At 68.7% G+C, this 17,438-nt stretch carries 16 protein-coding genes; 5 read left to right on the top strand and 11 right to left on the bottom strand.

Going from position 1 to position 17,438, the window contains the following annotated elements:
• The first annotated feature begins 116 nt into the window (after positions 1 to 116).
• Positions 117 to 1,499 (top strand): M20 family metallopeptidase, encoded by a 1,383-nt coding sequence (locus DMH01_RS19615; protein ID WP_199745542.1) that lies wholly within the window; start codon positions 117 to 119, stop codon positions 1,497 to 1,499.
• Complete coding sequence (locus DMH01_RS19610; RefSeq protein WP_233621597.1) at positions 1,499 to 2,773, top strand: MFS transporter; 1,275 nt, start codon at positions 1,499 to 1,501, stop codon at positions 2,771 to 2,773. Before DMH01_RS19615 ends, DMH01_RS19610 begins: the two co-directional genes overlap by 1 nt.
• Before the next feature lie 25 nt (positions 2,774 to 2,798).
• On the opposite strand, the gene DMH01_RS19605 is transcribed toward DMH01_RS19610, so the two are convergent.
• Together DMH01_RS19605 and DMH01_RS19600 are read right to left on the bottom strand one after the other, a co-directional pair.
• Positions 2,799 to 4,382, bottom strand: a complete 1,584-nt coding sequence (locus tag DMH01_RS19605) for an AMP-binding protein (protein ID WP_125678655.1) — start codon at positions 4,380 to 4,382, stop codon at positions 2,799 to 2,801.
• 80 nt (positions 4,383 to 4,462) lie between these two features.
• Positions 4,463 to 5,023 (bottom strand): TetR/AcrR family transcriptional regulator, encoded by a 561-nt coding sequence (locus DMH01_RS19600; protein WP_125678654.1) that lies wholly within the window; start codon positions 5,021 to 5,023, stop codon positions 4,463 to 4,465.
• A 126-nt stretch (positions 5,024 to 5,149) separates the two neighbouring features.
• Here DMH01_RS19600 and DMH01_RS19595 point away from each other — a divergent pair, with 126 nt between their 5' ends.
• The 3 genes from DMH01_RS19595 (at position 5,150) to DMH01_RS19585 (ending at position 7,580) form a co-directional block, all read left to right on the top strand.
• Entirely contained in the window at positions 5,150 to 5,854 is a 705-nt protein-coding gene (locus tag DMH01_RS19595) for an alpha/beta fold hydrolase (protein ID WP_125678653.1), read from the top strand.
• 64 nt (positions 5,855 to 5,918) lie between these two features.
• The gene (locus tag DMH01_RS19590; protein ID WP_125678652.1) at positions 5,919 to 6,563 is read left to right on the top strand and encodes a flavodoxin family protein; all 645 of its coding nucleotides are present in this window, start codon (positions 5,919 to 5,921) and stop codon (positions 6,561 to 6,563) included.
• Entirely contained in the window at positions 6,564 to 7,580 is a 1,017-nt protein-coding gene (locus DMH01_RS19585; RefSeq protein WP_125678651.1) for a LacI family DNA-binding transcriptional regulator, read from the top strand.
• Positions 7,581 to 7,663: 83 nt separating this feature from the next.
• On the opposite strand, the gene DMH01_RS19580 is transcribed toward DMH01_RS19585, so the two are convergent.
• From DMH01_RS19580 to DMH01_RS19540, 9 genes are all read right to left on the bottom strand, one after another.
• Positions 7,664 to 8,965, bottom strand: a complete 1,302-nt coding sequence (locus tag DMH01_RS19580) for a serine/threonine-protein kinase (RefSeq protein WP_125678650.1) — start codon at positions 8,963 to 8,965, stop codon at positions 7,664 to 7,666.
• Positions 8,966 to 8,981: 16 nt separating this feature from the next.
• Complete coding sequence (locus DMH01_RS19575; protein ID WP_125678649.1) at positions 8,982 to 9,614, bottom strand: GDSL-type esterase/lipase family protein; 633 nt, start codon at positions 9,612 to 9,614, stop codon at positions 8,982 to 8,984.
• Positions 9,611 to 10,372 carry a sugar phosphate isomerase/epimerase gene (locus DMH01_RS19570; RefSeq protein ID WP_199745541.1) on the bottom strand — a complete coding sequence of 254 codons (762 nt, stop codon included), beginning with the start codon at positions 10,370 to 10,372 and terminating at the stop codon, positions 9,611 to 9,613. The genes DMH01_RS19575 and DMH01_RS19570 overlap by 4 nt, the downstream gene beginning before the upstream one ends.
• Positions 10,369 to 11,406 carry a LacI family DNA-binding transcriptional regulator gene (locus tag DMH01_RS19565; RefSeq protein ID WP_125678648.1) on the bottom strand — a complete coding sequence of 346 codons (1,038 nt, stop codon included), beginning with the start codon at positions 11,404 to 11,406 and terminating at the stop codon, positions 10,369 to 10,371. Before DMH01_RS19565 ends, DMH01_RS19570 begins: the two co-directional genes overlap by 4 nt.
• An 82-nt stretch (positions 11,407 to 11,488) precedes the next feature.
• Positions 11,489 to 12,931: a polysaccharide lyase 6 family protein gene (locus DMH01_RS19560; protein ID WP_125678647.1), complete on the bottom strand. Its 1,443-nt coding sequence runs from the start codon at positions 12,929 to 12,931 to the stop codon at positions 11,489 to 11,491.
• Positions 12,932 to 12,944: 13 nt separating this feature from the next.
• Positions 12,945 to 14,246 carry an alpha-L-fucosidase gene (locus DMH01_RS19555; protein ID WP_125678646.1) on the bottom strand — a complete coding sequence of 434 codons (1,302 nt, stop codon included), beginning with the start codon at positions 14,244 to 14,246 and terminating at the stop codon, positions 12,945 to 12,947.
• Positions 14,247 to 14,276: 30 nt separating this feature from the next.
• A complete protein-coding gene (locus DMH01_RS19550; protein ID WP_125678645.1) occupies positions 14,277 to 15,143 on the bottom strand; it encodes a carbohydrate ABC transporter permease in 867 nt (288 codons plus the stop codon).
• Entirely contained in the window at positions 15,140 to 16,096 is a 957-nt protein-coding gene (locus DMH01_RS19545; RefSeq protein ID WP_125678644.1) for a carbohydrate ABC transporter permease, read from the bottom strand. The genes DMH01_RS19550 and DMH01_RS19545 overlap by 4 nt, the downstream gene beginning before the upstream one ends.
• Positions 16,093 to 17,421, bottom strand: coding sequence for a sugar ABC transporter substrate-binding protein (locus tag DMH01_RS19540; protein ID WP_125678643.1), 1,329 nt, complete (start codon positions 17,419 to 17,421; stop codon positions 16,093 to 16,095). Before DMH01_RS19540 ends, DMH01_RS19545 begins: the two co-directional genes overlap by 4 nt.
• Positions 17,422 to 17,438: the final 17 nt, after the last annotated feature.

The raw sequence follows: 17,438 nt of genomic DNA, 5'->3' as shown, positions 1-17,438 counted from the left end.
TCTCCGCAGGTTTGCCGCAATGAGAACGCGGAGCACGGTAAACGGCAATGGTCCGGATCCGCAAACCGAATTACGCTCCTCTGCGACACTGGACGAGCGAATCGGGAGACAACACGGTGATCCCTGCGGAACTGGTCGCGAAGGCCCACGAGCACGTCGACTCGGGAGCGTTCTTCGCCGAACTCGCCGAGCTCGTCCGGTATCCGACCGTGAGTGATCATCCGAGCGGTCGCGTTGCCATCAAGGCATACCTGGACGAGGCGCTCGCCCCGGCGCTCACCGCGCTCGGCTGTTCCGTGGCGATCCATCCCAATCCGGAGCCCGGCGGCGGCCCGTTCCTGATCGGCACCCGGATCGAGTCGCCCGAGCTGCCGACCCTCCTGTGCTACGGCCATGCGGACGTCGTCGACGGGCACGAAGGCCGGTGGAGCGACGGCCGGGACCCGTGGACGCTGACCGCCGACGGTGAACGTTGGTACGGCCGCGGTTCGGCGGACAACAAGGGGCAGCACCTGGTCAATCTGACCGCGCTCAGGCTTCTCCTCGCCGAGACGGGTTCGCTCGGGTTCAACCTCAAGTTCCTGTTCGAGACCGGGGAGGAGATCGGCTCGCCGGGGCTGGACGAGTTCGTCTCGGCGCACCGGGAGGCACTGAGCGCCGACGTCCTCATCGCGTCCGACGGCCCGCGCCTGGACGCGGCGACGCCGACGCTGTTCCTCGGCGCGCGAGGCAGTGTCCGGATCGCCCTCGACGTCGACCTCCGCCCCGACGCCTACCACTCGGGGAACTGGGGTGGCGTACTGCGCAACCCCGCCACCACCCTCGCCGGGGCGATCGCCTGCCTCGTCGACGGGCACGGCCGCGTCCAGGTGCCGGAGCTTCTGCCGCCCGAACTCCCGGACAGCGTCCGCGCGGCGCTCGCCGAACTCGAGATCGGGAACAAGCCGGGCGATCCGGCGCTGGACGCGGGCTGGGGCGACACCGGGCTGACCGCGGCGGAGCGGCTGTACGGCTGGAACACCCTCGAAGTCCTCTCGCTCGGCGCCGCGGACATCGACCGGCCGGTCAACGCGATCCCCGGCCGCGCACGGGCGATGCTGCAACTCCGCTACGTCGCGGGCACCGATGTCGACGGAGTAGGCGAGGCGATCACGAAACATCTTGCCGCGCGGGGGTTCTCCATGGTCGGCGTCACCGCCGAGGGTAGTTTCCGTGCCAGCCGCACCCCGGTCGACGACCCGTGGGTCGGCTGGGCGAAGAGCGTCCTCGACGACGTTTCCGATCGGCGCGTGGCGATCCTGCCGAGCTTCGGCGGGGGACTGCCGAACCATGTGTTCACCGACCTCCTCGGCCTCCCGACGCTGTGGCTGCCGCACTCCTATCCCGGATGCCTGCAACACGCGCCCGACGAACACCTGCTCGCGCCGATCGCCCGCGAGGGAATCGTCCTCGCCGCGGCACTGTTCCACGCGCTCGGACGGCGCGGCGGGGAGGCATGATGAGCGAGCGGACGGTGGCGAGGCCGCGCACGCCGTCGTCCACGCGGCGCGCGATCGCCGCCGCGACCATCGGCAACGCGCTCGAATGGTTCGACCTCGGCGTGTACGCGCTCATGGCGGCCTACATCGGCAAGACCTTCTTCCCCGGCGGGAACGCCGCCGTCCAGCTCGTGCAGGCGTACGCGGTCTTCGGCATCACGTTCCTCGTGCGTCCGCTCGGCGGTCTCGTGCTCGGCGCCTACGCCGACCGGTTCGGCCGCAAGAAGGCGCTGGTGCTGACCATCTGGCTGATGGTCGCCGGGACTTTCCTGCTGGCGGTGATGCCGAGCTACGCGACGATCGGTTTCCTCGCGCCGGTCGGCGTGATCGTCGCGAGGCTGATCCAGGGCTTCGCCGCGGGCGGGGAATTCGGGGCGGCCACGTCGTTCCTGATCGAACAGGACGATCGCCGCAAAGGCTTCCTCGGGAGTTTCCAGTTCGCCAGCCAGGGTTTCGCGACATTGATGTCCGCCGGGTTCGCCGCCGGGCTGACCGCTTCGCTCAGCGCCGACGCGATGACGTCCTGGGGCTGGCGGATCCCGTTCGTCTTCGGGCTGCTCGTCGGCCCGATCGGCTACTACATCCGGCGCCACGTCGACGAACCCGAGGCCACGAAAGAGGATCAGCCGAAGTCCACGCCGGTCCGGACGCTGTTCCGCTTCCAATGGGGCGGCCTGCTGATCGCCGGGGGAGCGCTGGTCGTCTCGACCTCGCTGAACTTCATCCTTCAGTCGCTGCCGACGTTCGCGATCAAGAACCTCGGCCTGGACGACTCGCTTTCGTTCGTCGCGCTGATGATCACCGCCGCCATCCTGACCGTCGTGACACCGATCGTCGGGCTGCTCACCGACCGGCACGGCCGCATCAGGATCATGATCGGCGCCGCGGCGGTGATCGGGGCCGGCGTGGTGCCGCTGTACCTGTGGGTCACCACCTCGCCGTCGTTCCTGACCCTCACGATCACGATGACGATCCTGGGGCTGCTGAAGGCCACCTACTTCGGCGCGCTGCCGTCGGTGATGGCGGACGTGTTCCCGGCGCACACCAGGGCGACAGGACTTTCGTTCGCCTACAACGCCACTGTCGGGATCTTCGGTGGGTTCACGCCGACCATCGCGACCGCGATGATCGCGGCCACCGGATCACCTGTTTCGCCTGGTTACTATCTTTTGGCGACGGCCTCGCTGAGTATTGTCGCGCTGGTCGCGGCGAATCGGCGACGCGGGATTCGCTGAAGGCCGGGGACGGCGCCGGCAGAACTCACAATTCCCGTAACAGATATCGCTGCAGCTTCCCGCTCGCATTGCGCGGCAACGCCTCGATGAACCGCACGCGCCGCGGGTACTTGTACGGCGCCGCGGTCGTCTTGGCGTGTTCCTGTAGCGCCCGCACCAGATCCGCGCCCGGCTCGATCCCGGGCCGGGGAACGACGAACGCCGTCACGACCGAGCCGCGATCGGGATCCGGTGTGCCGATCACGGCGCATTCGTCCACGTCCGGATGGGTGAGCAGGACCTCTTCGACCTCGGGAGCGGCGATGTTGTACCCCGACGAGATGATCATGTCGTCGCTGCGCGCGACGAATCGGAAGTAGCCGTCGGCGTCGCGGACATAGGTGTCGCCGGTGAAGTTCCAGCCGCCGCGGACGTAATCCCGCTGGCGCGGGTCTTCGAGGTAGCGGCAACCGGTGGGCCCTCGCACCGCCAGGAAACCGGGAGTGCCGTCGGGAACCGGCGAACCGTCGACATCGAGGACGGCCGCCTGATAGCCGGGCACGACCTTGCCGGTGGCGCCGGGACGCGCGTCGCCGTCGGCGGCGGAGATGAACACGTGCAGCATTTCGGTGCTGCCGAGCCCGTCGATGAGCGGCCGTCCGACGGTCTCCCGGTACTGCTCGGCCACGGGGGCGGGAAGCGACTCGCCCGCCGAGACGGCCCGGCGTACTCCGGCCAATAGTCGTCCGTCGCCGGCGTTCAGGATCGCCCGGTACGCGGTCGGAGCGGTGAAGAGGACGGTGACGCTCTTTTCGGCGACGATGGCGGCGAGTTCCTCCGGAGTGGCGCGCTCGACGAGCAGCGTCGCAGCACCCGCGCGCAAGGGGAACACCAGCAGGCCGCCGAGGCCGAAGGTGAACGCCAGGGGCGGCGTACCGCAGAAGAGGTCGTCGGACGTCGGGCGCACGACGTAACGGGAGAACGTGTCGGCGATCGCGAGCAGGTCGCGATGGAAATGCATGGTCGCCTTCGGGGATCCCGTCGTGCCGGAGGTGAAGGCCAGCAGGGCGACGTCGTCGGCCGCGGTCGGGATGTCGGCGAACGTCGCTGGATGCCGGTCCGCGCGTGCGGCGAGGTCGGTTCCGTAAGACACGACGGGGAGATCGGGCGGGAGTTCGTCCAGCAGTCGTTCGTCGCAGATCGCGACCGCGGGCTTCGCGCGGGCGACGATCTTGTCGAGTTCGGCGCGCCGCAGCATCGGCATGGTCGTGACGGCCACCGCGCCCGCTTTGAGCACGGCCAGCCATGCCGTTGCGAGCCAAGGTGTGTTGGTGCCCCGCAACAGCACGCGATCGCCTGGTACCACGCCGAAATCGGTGACCAGGACGTGGGCGACGCGGTTCGCACGGGCCAGGACTTCGCCGTATGTCCACGTTTCGGCGGGGGAGAGCAGGCACGGCCTGTCGTGGCCGAGTCGCGCGGCGGTGTCGTCGAGCAGTGCGGTCGCGGCGTTCAGCCTGTCGGGATATCGGAGTTCCGGCAGGTCGAACACGAACTCAGGCCACTGATCGGCGGGCGGCAGCCGGTCGCGGCAGAACGGGTCGACGTGCGCGCTGGGAGAAAGCCTCATCGTCGCCGCTCCTCGGTCCGGCCGTGCCCCCTTCCGCGAAGGTAGCACTTGTTACGACCGTCGAGAAGACGCGATGAAGCTCAGGGGACGAGTTCGGCCACGGCTCGGTGCAAAGTGGCGCGCACGGTCTCGGCGTCGTCGAGGTTCCCGCCGTGAAGCGCGCCGTCGCGGAGAAGGACGAGGGTGCGGGCGGCGTGCTTGGGGTCGGCATGGCCCGCGTCGCGCGCCAAGTCGCGAAGCACGCCGAAGAACCAGTCCCGGTGGTCGTCGATGACCTGGCGTACTTGGTGTGCGGGATCGGGGTATTCGGCCGCCGCGTTGAGGAACTGGCAGCCGCGGAAGTCGTCGTCGAGTGTCCGGTCGCCGATGATGCCCAGTGTGGCGAGCAGTGCTTCGCGGGCGGGTTTCCCTTGCGTCACCGCGTCGACGCCCGCGCGGATCCGCTCGCTCGTGGTGCTCAGGTAGGCGGCGACGAGGTCGTCCTTGGTGGGGTAGTGACGGTAGAACGTCGCCCTGGTCACGGCCGCTTCGGAGACCAGGCGCTCGACGCCGACGGCATGGATGCCCTCGGCGTAGAAGAGCCGTGACGCTGTTTCGAGCAGTCGGATCTTCGGGTGGACGTCCCGGTCGACAGTCGGCATTCCCCAACCTTAGAGAAAGAACGGTCATTCCACCAGGTCGGCTTCGTCACGTTGCGGAAGACCTCTGCGGCGAGCATTGTTCATGGAGAAAGACCGATCGTTCTCCCTAAGTCTGAAGGAGCCACCATGAGCACCCAGAAGCCCACCATCGTCCTGGTCCACGGCGCTTTCGCCGACTCGTCCAGCTGGAACGGCGTCGTGCCGAAGCTGCGTGAGCAGGGCTATCGCGTGCTCGCCGCTGCGAACCCGCTGCGGGGGATCGAGTCCGACGCGGACTACGTCGCCGACGTCGTCAACGGCGTGGATGGCCCCGTGGTGCTGGCCGGGCATTCCTACGGCGGCGTGGTGATCAGCCGCGCGGCCACCACCGCGCCGAACGTCAAGGCGCTCGTCTACATCGCCGCTTTCCAGCCGGAGTCGGGGGAGAGTGTGTTCGAGCTGTCCGGCCGGTTCGAAGGCGGCAAGCTCGGCCCGGACACCACGAACGTCCTGGCCCCTCAGGGTGAGCTGTCGATCAAGCCCGAGAACTTCTCGGACGTGTTCGCGGCCGACGTCCCCGCGGAGACCGCCGACGTCATGGCGGTCACCCAGCGTCCGGTCACCGAGCGCGCGCTCGCCACGCCGTTCGACGGCGAGCCGGCGTGGAAGAACCTGCCGTCGTGGGCGCTGGTCGCTGAGCAGGACCACGCGATCCCCGCCGCCGCGCAGGTGTTCATGGCCGAGCGTGCCGGTTCGGACGTCACCAGGGTCGATGCTTCGCACGCTGTCTCGGTCTCGCGGCCGGACGTCGTCGCGGAGGTCGTTCTCGCGGCGGCGGCCAAGGTCGCTTGACAGGGGAAACCCTCCCCGGAGAGACTGCTAAAACGTTTTGGCAGTCTCTCCGGGGGAGAACCGCATGAAGGTCTTGGTGCTCGATTCGAGCCCGCGCCGTGAAGGCAACTCCTGGGCGCTCGCGCAGGCGCTGGCCAAGGGAGCGCAAGAAGCCGGGCACACGGTGGGCTTCGTCCGCCTCTCCGATTTCGTCGAGTCGCCGCTGGGCGACTGCCGCGAATGCCGGTTGAGCGACCGGTCCTGCGGAATCGGGGACGGCTACGAACGCCTGCTGTTCGACCACGTGCTCCCGGCGGACGCGATCGTCTACGCGACGCCGCTGCACTGGTACGGCATGACCGGGCGCCTCAAGTCCTTCTTCGACCGGCTTTTCTGTTACACCTCCGGCAGTTCGCCGCACACCTCGGAGGTCGTGCCGGGGCTGATGCGCAAACGCGCCGCGGTGCTGATCTCGTGTGAGGAGAGCTACCGCGGCGCGACACTCGGCCTGGAGGCCCAGTTCCAGGAACTCACGCGGTATCTGCGTCAGGATCTCGCCGGGATCGTGGTCGGCGTCGGCAACAGCCGGGGCGAGGTGGAGTGCGATCCCGCGCGGCCGCTGGAGGCGGCGGCGGACCTCGGCCGTAGGCTGGGCGACGCCCATGTCACCGACTATCGGCTGGACACCGACCGGCCGAACCGCGTTTGGGGACCGCCCGTGGAGGCCTGAGTGTCGCCGACCATCCGTGACGTCGCCGCCGCCGCGGGGGTTTCGATCACCACTGTTTCCCATGTGCTCAGCGGGCAAGGCCGGATCTCCGAGGAGACCCGGCAGCGCGTCGCGAGGGCGGCGGCCGAACTCGGTTACCAGGCCAGTGTGCACGCGCAGCAGCTGGTCACCCGGCGCAGCCGTACCTTGGCGATCCAGCTCGCGAACTCGGTCGACGCGAGCAGTGCCTGCGCGCTCGTGCCCAATTCGGATTACTTCCTCGAAGTCCTCAACGGCGCGGCCGAGGCCGCGTCGAAACGTTCGTACGCCCTGCTCCTCACCCCGATGGACGCCGACCTCGACCGGCTGAACGCCTTCGCCGTCGACGGCGCGATCCTGGTGGATCCCCGCGGAGACGAGCCATTCTTCGCGAGCGGCTGGTGCCAGGACCGGCCGCTGGTGACCGTCGGACGTCCGATGGCGGCGCCGTGCCCGGTGCCGGTCGTCGTCGACAACGATCTGGTCGCGGCCGCCCGGCTGATGCTGGATCACTTGGCGGACAACGGTTACGAGCGGCCGTCGATGATCACCACCGACACCGCCCGCTCGTACGCGGCCGATCTGGTCGCGGGGTACAGCGGCTGGATGGAAGACCGGGGCTTGGAGCCGGTGGTGGTCGAGATCGACGAGCCGCCCACCACCGAAGGCACGGCGGCGGCGCTGGGCAGGCTGCTCGATCGGCAGGTGTGCCCGGACGCCGTCTTCACGACATCGGAGAACCTCGCCCTCGGCGTCCTCCACGAGGCACGCCGCCGACGGCTCGAGGTGCCCGGCGTGCTCGGGATCTGCAGCGCGGTGGACAGCGGTTCGCTCCGGCTCGTTTCGCCGCAGGTGACCGGGATGTTCGTGCATCCCCGCGATGTGGGAGGCCGAGCGGCCACGGCGTTGATGGATCTCGTCGAAGGTGTGGCGGGGGAGCAGCCGCACCGGATCGAGGTTCCGGTGCGGCTGAACCCGCGGGAATCGACCGCTCGCTAGCTGAAGGGCGCTTTCACCGCATGCGACGCGACGAAAGCGCCCTTCACCGCGTGAGATGCGGGGAAAGTCCCCTTCAGCCCGGCTCAGGAACTCCGGCACGTCGCGACCGGCGCGGCCCCGCCGTCGTCCTCGGTGGTCGCGATGAACCCGAAGGTGGTCGTCCCGCCAACAGGAAGGACCGCGTTCCAGTCCACTTCGGACACCCGCACGCGGTCGCCGTCCTGTGTCAGGGAACCGTTCCACAGATTGGCGATGCGGGTGCCGGGAGGCAGCGTCCAGCTGACCTCCCAGCCGGTGAGCCGGGTGTCCTGGGCGTTCCGCACGGATACACGGATCTCCGAGCCGCCGGGCCAGCGGTTGGCGACCTCGTACCGCGCTTCGCACACCGGTTTCGCGGCCGAAGGCAACGGCGCCGCGACCGGAGCGGCGGCGCCGGGCGGGTCGCCGTCGGACAGCAGGATCCCCGCCAGGACACCACCCGCCACGACCACGCCGCCCGCGATGGCGAACGGCAACCGCGAACGGCGGGTGGGCGCGGGAAGCCGTTTCGTGCCGGACAGGATCGCTGGGCGACCGTCGGCGACGGCGGCGAGCATCCGCTCGGCCTCGGCCATGTCCGGCCGTTCCCGCGGATCGCGCCGGAGCAACCGCAGCAGGACGTCCGTGAGCGGGCCGGTGGACCGCGGCGCGATGATCTCGCCGCGGGCGACCCGTTTGAGAAGCGCGATCTGATTGCCGTCGGTGCCGAACGGCGGAGCGCCCTCCAGCACGGTGTAGAGCGTGGAGCCGAGCGAGAACACGTCCGACGGGTAGCCGGGTTCCTCGCCGTCGGCGACCTCGGGGGAGAGGTACGCCGGTGTGCCGACCACGAGACCGTCGCCGGTCATCGTCCCTTCGCCGGTGACGTGGGACAGGCCGAAGTCGGCGATCTTCGCTTGCCCGTCCTCGGTGATCAGGATGTTGTTGGGCGTGACGTCCCGGTGCAGGATGCAGTCCTCGTGGGCGGCGGCCAGCGCGGAGGCGATCTGCGCGCCGAGCTCCGCGACACGGCCGGCGGGGAGCGGGCCGTCGTCGGCGAGGAGCTCCGTCAGCGGCCGTGACGACAGGAACTCCATGATCAGGTACGGGGTTCCGTGCTGTTCGACGACGTCGTAGACGGTGACGGCGTGCGGATGCTTGAGCCGCGCGGCGACCCGGGCCTCCCGCATCGCGCGCACGATCGACCGGAACGGCGCGTCACCCGGCGAGTTGTCCGGCAGCAGCTGTTTGACCGCGACCGTGCGGTCGAGCCGCTCGTCCCGCGCCTGCCACACCACGCCCATCGCGCCCCGGCCGACCTTGTGCTCCAGCCGGTAACGACCGGCGATGATGGCGTTCCGGTTCACGGGGCAACTGTATCCGCTACGGGAGCGTGGCCTCCTCGACCGGCGCACCGGCGGCGGCGAGCCAGGCTTCGGCGAGCAGCCGGTGACCCAGCGGGCTGGGGTGGACGCCGTCCGGGGCCAGCGTCGCCGCCCCGTGCTCGGCCGCCGCGCGCGGCATGAACAGGTCCGCGCGCACCAGCCGAGCGCCGAACTCGGTCGCCACGTCGATCGCCGCTTCGACGCGGGGCGCCAGATCGCCGAGCCATTCTTGTTGTTCCGGCTCCACCGGCAGCAGGAACGGCGTGATCACGTACAACTCGGCGGGGAGGTGCTCCCGCGCACCGGCCAGCAGCCGGGAGTAGGCGGCACGGAACTTCGCGATCGGGCTCGACAGGCCGCGATCGAAGGTCCGCCAGGTGTCGTTGATGCCGATCTTCACCGTCAGCACCGTGGGGCGTGCCGCGAGGACGTCGGTGGCCCACCGGGCTTCGAGGTCGTAGATCCGGTTGCCGTTGAGGCCCCGGTTGAGCACCTCCGGCCCGTCACCGAGAAGATCCGCGATCTGCCGGACGTAACCCTTGCCCAGCGACGCGGGATCGGTACGGTCGCGGCTGGAGTCGGTGATGGAGTCGCCGGCGAAGAGCAGCCTGTCGGCTTCGGTGAACCTCACGCGCCCGCCTCGATCAGCTTCCGCAGCGAGTCGGCCTCGCCGGGGATCAGGTCCGGATCGTTGTCCGGGACGAACTCCAGCAGCGCGTCGAGCGGCCGCCCGGTCTTCGCGAGCAGGCCGAACGCCCGCGTCCACAGGTCCGTCCGGAAGGTCAGCGGATGCCGCTCGTTGCTGGGCCACCACGAGAAGACGTGCACCGCGCGCACGTGGTCGAGCACCAGTTCCAGCCCGGCGAGCGCCTGGTCGTCCGGCAGGTCCTGGGGCGGTTGCCAGTAGGTGCCGAGATTGTCGCGGCCGACCTCTTCGAGCAGCCGGACGGTCGATTCCGCGGTGTCGGTCAGCGTCCCGCCGTGGAATTCCAGCGCGACCTCCAGACCGTGCTCGTTCGCGATATCGGCGGCCTCGCGGAGACCGGCGACGACCTGTTCACGTTCGTCGGGGTCGACGTCCGCCGAGCCCGCCTTGCCCGCCCACACCCGGATCCGCGAGGCGCCGAGCCGCACCGCGGTGGCGGCGATGTCGCCGAACTTCCCGGCCTCCACCGGGGTGGCGCGGAAGTACGAACCGTAGGAGTCGCAGGTCAGCCCGTGCCGTGTCATGGCCTCGAACGCGCGCTCGGCCGCCCAGTCGTCGCCGGGGCGCACATGGACGTCGGCGCCCCACTCGATCACTTGCAGGCCCGCCTTTCCGGCGCGGCTGGCGACTTCGTCGGCGTCCAGCCGCCGCAGCGTCACCGAACACAGTCCCGGGCGGATCATTTTCCCTCCAACGGTCGAGTACTTTCGCGCAGCACGACCTCACCGGTGATCGGCTTGACCCGGGGAACGGCCGCGCGGGCGTCGAGGATGAAATCGAGTGCCTGTTCGCCCATACGCTCGATCGGCACGCGCACGGTGGACAGCGAAGGCCTGATGTCCCGCAAGGTGATGATGTCGTCGAACCCGGCGATCGCGATCTGCGCGGGGACCAGCAACCCGTGGTCGCGGCAGGCGGCCATCGCGCCGACGGCCATCACGTCGTTGACCGCGAACACACAGCCGCGGAAACCGTTCTCGATCGCCCGCACCATCGCCGCGTAGCCGCCGTCGCGGGTGAATTCCGCGCGCAGCACGTGGTTCTCGGGCAGCGGGATATCGTGCCGGGCGAGTCCGTCACGGAAGCCGAGGACACGATCCCGCGACGTCAGCAGACCGGGCGGCCCGGCGAGCACGAGGAAGTCCCGATGCCCGAGCGCGGCGAGGTTCTCCGCCAGATCCGCCGCTCCGGCCCGGTTCTCCAGCATGACGGTGTCGAACGGCAGTTTCCGCTGCCCGATCACCACGACCTGACCGTCGGCGGCCTCGAACGCCTTGAGTTCCTTGGTCAGATTCCGTTGCAGGGCACTGTCTTCGTTACGCGACCCGGCGAGGATGACCGCTCGCGCCCGTTGCCCGCGCAACGTGGTCACGTACTCGAGTTCCTTCTCCGGATGGTTCTCGGTGCTCGCGATGGTCACCGTGAGCCCGTGCCGGGCCGCCACGCGCATGACGCCGGACGCGATCGAGGAGAAATACGGGTCGACGATGTCGTGCACCAGCAGCCCGACGACGTTGCCGCGGCCGCGGGCCATCGCCTGCGCGGGCACGTTCGCCGTGTACTGCAGCCGTTCCGCGGCCCGAAGCACCGATTCGCGCAGTGTCACGCTGACCTGTCTGGTCCCGCCGTTGAGCGCCCTCGACGCCGTCGCGAGCGACACTCCGGCCTCGCGGGCGACGTCGGCCAGGGTGGCCGAACCCGCGGCGCGCTGCGCCATGCTTCCTCCTCGGTGGTGCGGTGGGCTCACGCCGGTGTGGGCTGACACCGGCGTGAGCCCGGCTCTGATGTCGACCGCCCGGCTACGGAGCGCCGGGGCCGACGTCCGCGGGGGTGAGCGGCCGGTTGGCGATGGCGGCCGTCGAGTACTCGTCGGCGCCGACGTCACGCAGGCTGCCGCGAGCCTGACCGTCGATGTCCAGCGTGACCGGCGCGCCTCCCAGGGTCGCCGCGTCGATCGCGGGGCTGCCCGCGGCGAGCCGCGAGACGCCGTCGCTGCCCTGGACGAGCTTCGGGTCGACCCGGCGGAAGGTGCCGGCCGGGATGTTCCCGTCCCCGCCCGAACCCCACAGGATGTTGCCGGACCAGGTGAAGTTGCCCGTGGTGCTCATCGCGACCAGGTCGCCGTTGCTGCCGACGAAGATGTTGTCGGAGATCGTGCAGTCGCGCGGTTCGATCGTCCGTTTGGTCTCGCCGGAGAGTGTGCTGCTGTTGTTCAGGAGCGTGTTGTGCGCGATGAGCACGCGGTCCGCCGCGTCGTTTCCGCGCCGTGATTCCTTGGATTCACCCGGGAAGTGGTCCCGGACGCTGCCGCTGCCGACGACCAGCGCGTTGCTGGACACTCCGGCGATGTAGTTGTTGACGATCTTGTGGTCGTTGCCGTAGATCCGGATGCCTTCCTTGCCGCCGAGGATGAAGTTGGCTTCGACGACGGACTTGTTCCCGTGGCGCAGCACGATGCCGCCCAGGCTGTTCCGGATGGTGTTGTTGCGGATGAAGTTGCCCGACGACTTGACCGAGATCGCCTCCGGGTCGCCGTTCGCGCGTTCGAAGAGGTTGAACTCGATCTTGGCGCCGGCAGTGGTGAGCGCGCGTGGGCTGACGCCGAGCCGGATCGGCTCACCGCCGTTGTCGCCGGCGAAGGTGTGGTCGGAGAAGTAGTTCCGGAAGACCTCGACGTCCGCCGCCATCTTGTCCTCGTCCGCGCCCTCGATGCAGAGCATGACGCCGAGCGTGGTCTTGTGGTGGAAGTGGTTGCGGTCGATCTTGCTGTTGTCCGCGCGGACCATCACCCAGTGCAGGCCCGCGATGTCGGCGAACTGGAGATCGTTGCGGGTCAGCCGGATCCGCGAGCAGTTCGGCGGGATCTCCAGCGTGGTGCTCTGGCGGAACTTGAACCCGCTGATCGTGACGCCGGTGGAGTCGTCGAAGACGAAGCTCTGCTCACCGTTCAGCGTCACGCCGCCGCGGGACTGCGCGACGATGGTGATCGGCTGGTCCTTCGTGCCGCGCCTGCCCTTGATGCTGATCGGCTTGCCCGTGGGCACGGTGTAGGTGCCGTTGTTCACGGTGATGACGGCACCCGGACCCGCCTTGTTGATCGCGTTCTGCAGTTCGGTCAGCGAACTGACGTTCAGCGCGCACAGTCCCGTCGGTTTGGCCGACGCCGTGCCCGCGGTGACCCAGGGGACGGTGATCAGCGCGGCGCCGAGGGTGGCGCCGCTGAGGAACCTTCTGCGATCCATGATGCCTCCGTGCTCAATCGGTGGGGAGGGTTTCGGCGGCGGGGCTTTGTTCGGTCAGGAACAGTTCGATCACCGGCACCGGGGTGTCCGGTTTCCGGATGGGGAGCTTGAGGGTGAGCGTGCCTTCCGGCTGCCCGCCCATCTGGGTGTTCTGCGCGGTCTGGCCGGGATCCGTGTGCACCTGCCGGATTTCCGAAGCGTCGTCGAGCAGCTGGGCGTAGCGCACCCGCCCGGCGAGCCCTGGCAGGTGGACGTGGTTCATCGGCCAGCTGAACAGGTGCAGGTACAGCCGGTCAGCACGCTGGGTGTAGCGGCCGTCGGCGGGCGCGGTGAACTCGGCGGGCCCGCAACCGCGGATGGAACGTTCGTGCCGGTCCATCCAGCGCCCGAGTTCGGCCAGCACCTCGAGCGCCCGCGGGTCGATCTCGCCCCGGCCGTTCGGGCCGACGTTGAGCAGCAGGTTGCCGTCCTTGGACACGCCGTCGATCAGCATCCGGATGAGCAGTTCCGGGCTCTTGTAGTCGAGGTTGTCGCGGTCGTAGCCCCAGCTGCCGTTCAGCGTCTGGCACGCCTCCCACACCACGGGGACGCCGTCGCGGGTCATCGGGCCGGACGGCTGGTACTGCTCCGGGGTGATGAAGTCCCCCGGGATCCCGGTGCGGTCGTTGACCAGGATGCCGGGCTGGAGTTCGCGGACGAGCGCGAGCAGGCCGGGGGAGTCCCAGTCGTCCGGACCCTTGCCACCCCACCATTCCTTGCGGCCCTTGTAGGAGAAGTCGAAGAACAGATAGTCGATCGTGCCGAAACGGGTCAGCAGTTCGCGCACCTGGCCGTGCAGATAGAGCTGGTACTCGGCGATGTCGGCGTACTGGTGCGCCGCGATGTACTCCGCGTCGTCACGGCGGGGATGGGTGCCGTCGACGGGGAAAGCCGGGTGGTGCCAGTCGATCAGCGAGTGGTAGAAGCCGACCTTCAGCCCTTCTTCACGACAGGCCTCGACGAACGGGCCGAGCAGATCCTTGCCGTACGGCGTGTTCGTCACCTTGAAGTCGGTGAGGTCGCTGTCCCACAGGCAGAAACCGTCGTGGTGCTTGGTGGTCAGCACGACGTAGGTCATTCCCGCGGCCTTCGCGGCGCGCGCCCAGGAACGCGGGTCGTACTTGTCCGGCTCGAAGTGGTCGAAGTACACCCGGTACTGCTCGTCGGTCAGCTTCTCACGGTTCTGCACCCATTCGTGCCGGGCGGCGAGGGAATACAGTCCCCAGTGGACGAACATCCCGAACCGGTCGTGGGTGAACCAGGCGGTGGAACTCACTGCAGGATCGCTCCTTGTGGTGATGGTGGGTCAGCCCTTGAGCGCGCCCGAGGCGAGGCCGCGGACGAACGAACGCTGGAAGAACAGGAACGCGGCGACCGACGGGAGCAGTGCCAGCAGCGACGCGGCCATGATCACGCCGGGCGTGACGTCCGTGTCGATCCGCAGGGTCCGCAGGGCCAGCGGCAAGGTGTAGGTCGAGGAGTCGGTCGACACCAGCAACGGCAGCAGATACTGGTCCCAGATCATCGTGAAGCCGAAGACACCGATCACGCCGAGCGCGGGCTTGCACATCGGGAGGATGATCTGCGCGAAGATCCGCAGGTCGCCGGCCCCGTCGATCCGCGCCGCCTCTTCGAGTTCGCGCGGGACGTCCTTCATGAACTCGGTCATCACCAGGATCGAGAAGGCCCACGCGCCCAGCGGCACGATCATCCCGGCGAGGCTGCCGATCAGGTTCAGATGCACCACCGGCAGATCCGACAGGATCAGCGACAGAGGGATCGCGAGGATCTCCTCCGGCAGCATCAGCGTCGCCAGGATCGCGACCAGCACGAAGGTCATGAACCGGAACTTCTTGCGCGCCAGCGCGTATCCGGCCAGCACCGAGATGACGACCTGCAGCAGCAGGCCGAAGCCGACCACCAGGAACGAGTTGAGGAGATACATCCCCACGCCAAGGTCGAAGGCGATGCCGAAGTTGTCCAGGGTCGGGCTGGACGGGATCACGCTCAGCGCCGTCGGATCGGAGACGTTGTTGAACGCGCTGACCAGCAGTGCCAGCAGCGGTCCGGCGAACACCAGGAGCAGCAGGGCGTACAGGACGAACTTCAGGATCCGTCCGCCCGGCGATTTGACGGCGTCGAGGCCGAGTGCGGAATCGTTGGCCGCGGTCATGCGTCTCGCCTCCGTCGGAGCACCTGGACGAACAAGGTCAGCACGAGCGTCGCGAGGAACAGCAGGACCGCGCCCGCCGCGCCGACGCCCAGCCGGTTCTGTTCCAGGCCGAGTTTGTAGATCAGGGTCATCGCCACCTCGGTCGAGCCGTTCGGCCCGCCGTTGGTCAGCAGGAACACCTCGGTGAACACCCGCAGGCCGCGGATCGCCGCGAGGACGAACAGGATCGAGAACACCGACCGCAGGCCCGGCAGCGTCACGTGGAGGATCTTGCGCCAGCGCGAGGCACCGTCCACAGTGGCCGCTTCGTAGAGGCCCCGGTCGATTCCGGCGAGGCCCGCGAGGAAGATCATCATGTCGTACGGGGCGCCGCGCCAGATCCCGGTGATGATGACCGAGATCATCGAGCTGTCGGGATCGTTGATGAAGCCCGACGGGCCCATCCCGACCAGGCCGAGGATGGAGTTCAGCATCCCGTCCTCGGTCGGGTGGTACATGATGCGCCACAGTTCGGCGACCACCGCGATCGGCACGACCACCGGCAGGAACGCCGCCGACCGCAGGAACTTCAGCCGCTTGCTCTGGCCCTCCATCAGCAGGGCGAGCGCGAGGCCGATGATCATCGACCCAGCGGTTTGCCCGACCGCGATCACGATGGTGTGCCAGATCGCGGAGTGGAACGCCTCATCGCCGAGGACGGTGCCGTAGTTCTGCCCGCCGACCCACGTGTTGCCCAGGTACGGCTGGACGTCCTGGAAGGACATCGTCACCGCGGTGAACATCGGGATGAACTTGAAGTACACGAACAGGATCAGGGCGGGGGCCAGGAACAGCCACGGCGTCCACCACTTCCCGTCGCGGTCGCTGCGCCTGCGGGCCTTCGGCGCGGGCGTCCGCTTGACGGCGGGACGGTCCGCGCCGACGGCCGCCGGCTTGGCGTGATCTACGGTCATGAGGCGCTGATCCCCTGTTGCTGCAAGGTCGCGGTGAGCTTGGTGTCGAGTTTGGACAGTTCCGCCTTGAGGTCGAGCTTGCAGTCGGCGACGAGCGCGCTGATCGTGTCGGCGGTGTCCTGGCGGACCGGCGTCCAGTTCGGGATGGACGGCGCGTAGTGGCCGGACTTGGTGTAGATCTCGGCGTAGGTCTTCCAGCGCGGGTCGGAACGGACCTGGGTGATGTCGACGTTCTTGTTCACCGGAAGCTGCACGATGAAGGCCGATTCGCCCTCCATGCCGATCTTCTGGCCGTCGACCGAGATCGCGAAGTCACCGAAGGCGTCCTGCCCGGCCTGGTTCGGCGAACCGGCCATCATGTAGATCGACAGGCCCTCCGCGAGGACGTCGGCGTTCTTGGCGCCCTTCGGCATCGGGACGACCTCGTACTTGTCCTTGCCGAGCGACTTGTCGAACCGCGGCAGCAGGTACGGGCCGACGACGTACATGCCGGCCTTGCCCGCTTCGAAGGTCTCGTTGGTCGCGGGGGTCGGCATGGTGACCGAACCGGGCTGGATGACGTTGTCCTTGCAACCGAGGTCGCGGAACCACTGCACCGCGGCCACGGATTCGGGCGTGCTCATCGCCGGCTTGTACTTGCCACCCCCGGTCTCGGAGATGAAGTCGCCGCCGGCGGCCCAGAGGAAGTTCGAGAAGTACCAGGAGGCGTAGCCCCGCTTGGTCGACAGCGTCGCGTTCAGGCCCGCGGTGTCGGCCTTGCCGTTGCCGTCGGGGTCGCCGGTGGTGAAGGCCTTGGCGAGGTCCGCCAGCTCGGCCCAGCTCTGCGGGACGCCCTTGCCGAGCTTCTCCCGCCAGTCCTTGCGGATGAGCAGCGCCGAGGCCTGGGCGCTGTAGGGCAGGCCGTACAGCTTGCCGTCCGCGGTCTGGTTCGACTTCAGCGCCTGCTCGGTGAGCTCCGAGGCGTGCTTGATCTTGCCCGGTTCGACCTCGCGGACCAGGCCCTGGCTCTTCAGCGTGCCCAGCTGCGTGACGTCGTTCATCACGATGTCCGGCAGGTCGCGCTGGGCGGCGCGCTGGGCCAGTTTCGTCTCGAAGTCGTCGAAGATCGCGGTGACCTGCACCTTGAACCCCGTGGCCTTCTCGAAGGCTTCCGCGAGCCGTTTGGTGGCCTGCTCACCGGCGCCGCCGGGGGTCGTCCGGGTCCACAGTTCCAAGGGTGCCTTGGTGTCCTGCGCGACGTTCGTTCCGGCGGGGCCTGCCGAGCAGCCCGAAAGGACCAGCGCTGAGACAGTGAGTCCCACGCCGATCCACCGCGATTTCCGCATCGCTTCTCCTGTTCACT

This window comes from Amycolatopsis sp. WAC 04182 (assembly GCF_003947465.1).
Classification (GTDB): domain Bacteria; phylum Actinomycetota; class Actinomycetes; order Mycobacteriales; family Pseudonocardiaceae; genus Amycolatopsis.
This window is presented reverse-complemented; position numbering and strand designations above follow the sequence as displayed.

Coding starts and splice junctions, on each gene's coding strand:
- DMH01_RS19605 (WP_125678655.1), bottom strand. CDS start 4,382: ATGAGGCTTTCTCCCAGCGCGCACGTCGACCCGTTCTGCCGCGACCGG.
- DMH01_RS19590 (WP_125678652.1), top strand. CDS start 5,919: ATGAAGGTCTTGGTGCTCGATTCGAGCCCGCGCCGTGAAGGCAACTCC.
- DMH01_RS19610 (WP_233621597.1), top strand. CDS start 1,499: ATGAGCGAGCGGACGGTGGCGAGGCCGCGCACGCCGTCGTCCACGCGG.
- DMH01_RS19600 (WP_125678654.1), bottom strand. CDS start 5,023: ATGCCGACTGTCGACCGGGACGTCCACCCGAAGATCCGACTGCTCGAA.
- DMH01_RS19560 (WP_125678647.1), bottom strand. CDS start 12,931: ATGGATCGCAGAAGGTTCCTCAGCGGCGCCACCCTCGGCGCCGCGCTG.
- DMH01_RS19540 (WP_125678643.1), bottom strand. CDS start 17,421: ATGCGGAAATCGCGGTGGATCGGCGTGGGACTCACTGTCTCAGCGCTG.
- DMH01_RS19545 (WP_125678644.1), bottom strand. CDS start 16,096: ATGACCGTAGATCACGCCAAGCCGGCGGCCGTCGGCGCGGACCGTCCC.
- DMH01_RS19570 (WP_199745541.1), bottom strand. CDS start 10,372: ATGATCCGCCCGGGACTGTGTTCGGTGACGCTGCGGCGGCTGGACGCC.
- DMH01_RS19565 (WP_125678648.1), bottom strand. CDS start 11,406: ATGGCGCAGCGCGCCGCGGGTTCGGCCACCCTGGCCGACGTCGCCCGC.
- DMH01_RS19595 (WP_125678653.1), top strand. CDS start 5,150: ATGAGCACCCAGAAGCCCACCATCGTCCTGGTCCACGGCGCTTTCGCC.
- DMH01_RS19550 (WP_125678645.1), bottom strand. CDS start 15,143: ATGACCGCGGCCAACGATTCCGCACTCGGCCTCGACGCCGTCAAATCG.